This is a genomic window from Mesorhizobium sp. M7A.F.Ca.CA.002.15.2.1 (assembly GCF_003998715.1).
In the GTDB taxonomy this organism is placed as follows: domain Bacteria; phylum Pseudomonadota; class Alphaproteobacteria; order Rhizobiales; family Rhizobiaceae; genus Mesorhizobium; species Mesorhizobium ciceri.
On sequence record NZ_RZPI01000741.1, the window covers coordinates 1 to 2,188 of the forward strand.

4 protein-coding genes are annotated in these 2,188 nt (G+C 61.0%); all 4 read left to right on the forward strand.

Annotated elements, in window-relative coordinates:
• Positions 1 to 633, forward strand: a 633-nt coding sequence (locus tag ENZ74_RS28500) for a DMT family transporter (RefSeq protein ID WP_164761273.1), incomplete at its 5' end; no start/stop codon positions are given.
• Complete coding sequence (locus tag ENZ74_RS28505; RefSeq protein WP_013532468.1) at positions 626 to 829, forward strand: hypothetical protein; 204 nt, start codon at positions 626 to 628, stop codon at positions 827 to 829. The genes ENZ74_RS28500 and ENZ74_RS28505, both read left to right, overlap by 8 nt.
• 162 nt (positions 830 to 991) lie before the next feature.
• Positions 992 to 1,441, forward strand: a complete 450-nt coding sequence (locus ENZ74_RS28510; protein ID WP_013532467.1) for a MucR family transcriptional regulator — start codon at positions 992 to 994, stop codon at positions 1,439 to 1,441.
• Between the two features lie 124 nt (positions 1,442 to 1,565).
• Positions 1,566 to 2,188: ATP-binding cassette domain-containing protein (locus tag ENZ74_RS35395; protein WP_164761275.1), on the forward strand; the 623-nt coding region annotated here is incomplete at its 3' end.

The following is a 2,188-nucleotide window of genomic DNA, read 5'->3' on the forward strand; positions in this document are numbered from 1 at the left end:
GTGCTGCAATACATCGCCTTCGCTTCGATGCCGGTGATCGAGGCCAATCTGGTCGCCTACACCTGGCCGTTGATGGTCGCGGCGGCAGTCATTGCCTTGGAAAATCCGCGGCGTCCGGCACTGTTGGGTCTCGCCGCGGTGGTAGGCTTCATCGGCGTCGCGCTGGTGATTTCGGGAGGGCGCAACCAATCCTGGCTCGACGGCGATCTGGTCGGGTATCTCGCCGCATTCGGGTCGGCGCTGTGCATGGCCTTCTATTCGATCATGGTGGGACGGGTCGCCACCCCAGCCGATCGCCTGTTGCTGCCCTCATCGTTGATCGGCGTCGCTTTGACGTTTCTGTGGTGCGCTCGCGACGGTTTCACCTGGCCCATCGGCGCGGACCTGGCTCTCGGCCTTTATCTCGGCGCCGGTCCGATGGGCTTGGGCTACTATTTCTGGTCGCGCGCCTTGAAGCTTGAAGGCAGCGGCAGGGTCGCGGTGGTCGCCTATCTCACGCCGATCGCCTCGACCCTGCTTTTGACCTTGTCCGGCGAACGGCTGACGGTGACGGCCATTGTCGGAGCCATTCTCGTCATCGGCAGTTGTGTCGCGGTCGGTGTGGAACGTTCGGAGGCCGAAAACCATGTTTGACGAGAATGAGCGTCTGGCCATTCAGGAAGCGCATTGGCTGATCGACGAATTCGGCGTCGAGGCACCGCTTTACGCCGCGATGAGGGCCGAAAAGGCGATAGAACAAAAGGATTTGGCGCGCTGCGCCCGCTGGAAGCGTATTCTGGAGATATTGGACGAAAGTCCTGCCGCTAAGTCTGCTGGTTCCAAGTATTAGATTTTCTAATTTGCACGGCGTCGATTTCGCATGAATGCTATTTTGGCCGATTCTTCATTCTTTTATGAGACTTGGCGGTCCGTTGGGGGACGCGGTTAAAGAGATACATCGACACAAGTCTTCGCTGGGGTGGAGGATTTTGTCGCAAATAAGGTGAAAGAATTGTCAAATATCGATGATAAGACCGTTATCGAGCTGACGGCCGATATTGTCTCGGCCTATGTAGGCAACAATCCCCTTCCGGCTTCCGGCCTGCCTGAGTTGATTGCCAGCGTCAGTGCTTCGGTTCGCAAGCTCGCTGGTGCAGTTGTCGCGGAAACTCCAAACCTGGTTCCGGCAGTCAATCCGAAGAAGTCGGTGTTTCCCGACTACATCATCTGCCTTGAGGACGGAAAGAAGTTCAAGTCGCTCAAGCGGCATCTGCGGACCGACTACGGCCTAAGCCCGGACGACTATCGGGCCAAATGGGGCTTGCCGCCGGACTATCCGATGGTTGCGCCGAACTACTCGGCGACGCGATCGGCGCTGGCAAAGTCGACGGGACTTGGCCGCAAGCCGGCAGCAGCGCCGGCCGCTGTCGCCAAGGCAACGAAGCGCAAGGCGACTGCCTGAGAGCAGGCAAGCCACCGTTCGGCTGCTTTGACGGCGCCCTCGCGGGCGTCGTTTCGAGGCCTTGTGCGGCCAACTGGCCCGCAAGGCCTTGCGAAGCGTTGATGTCCGGTGCAAAAGCGCGGCCATGCTGATCATCAACGACCTATCGCTCCGCATGGCCGGACGCCTGCTTCTCGACCATGCCTCGCTGACCTTGCCAGCCGGCACCAAAGCCGGCCTCGTCGGCCGCAACGGTACCGGCAAGACGACGCTGTTCAAGGCCATTACCGGCGATTTCCCGTCCGAGACAGGCTCGATCAGCCTGCCGAAGAGCACCCGCATCGGCCAGGTGGCGCAGGAAGCGCCAGGCACCGAGGATGCGCTGATCGAGATCGTGCTCAAGGCCGATCTCGAACGCACGGCGTTGCTCGAAGAGGAAAAGACGGCGACCGATCCGCACCGCATCGCCGACATCCATATGCGGCTGGCCGACATCGACGCGCACTCAGCCGAATCCCGCGCCGCCACCATTCTCGCCGGCCTCGGCTTCGATGACGCTGCGCAACGGCGTCCGGCCTCCTCCTTTTCCGGCGGCTGGCGCATGCGCGTGGCGCTCGCCGCGGTGCTGTTTGCCGAGCCCGATCTGCTGCTGCTCGACGAGCCGACCAACTATCTCGATCTTGAAGGCACGCTGTGGTTGGAAAACTACGTGTCGAAATATCCGCACACCGTGCTTTTGATCTCGCACGACCGCGACCTGCTCAACCG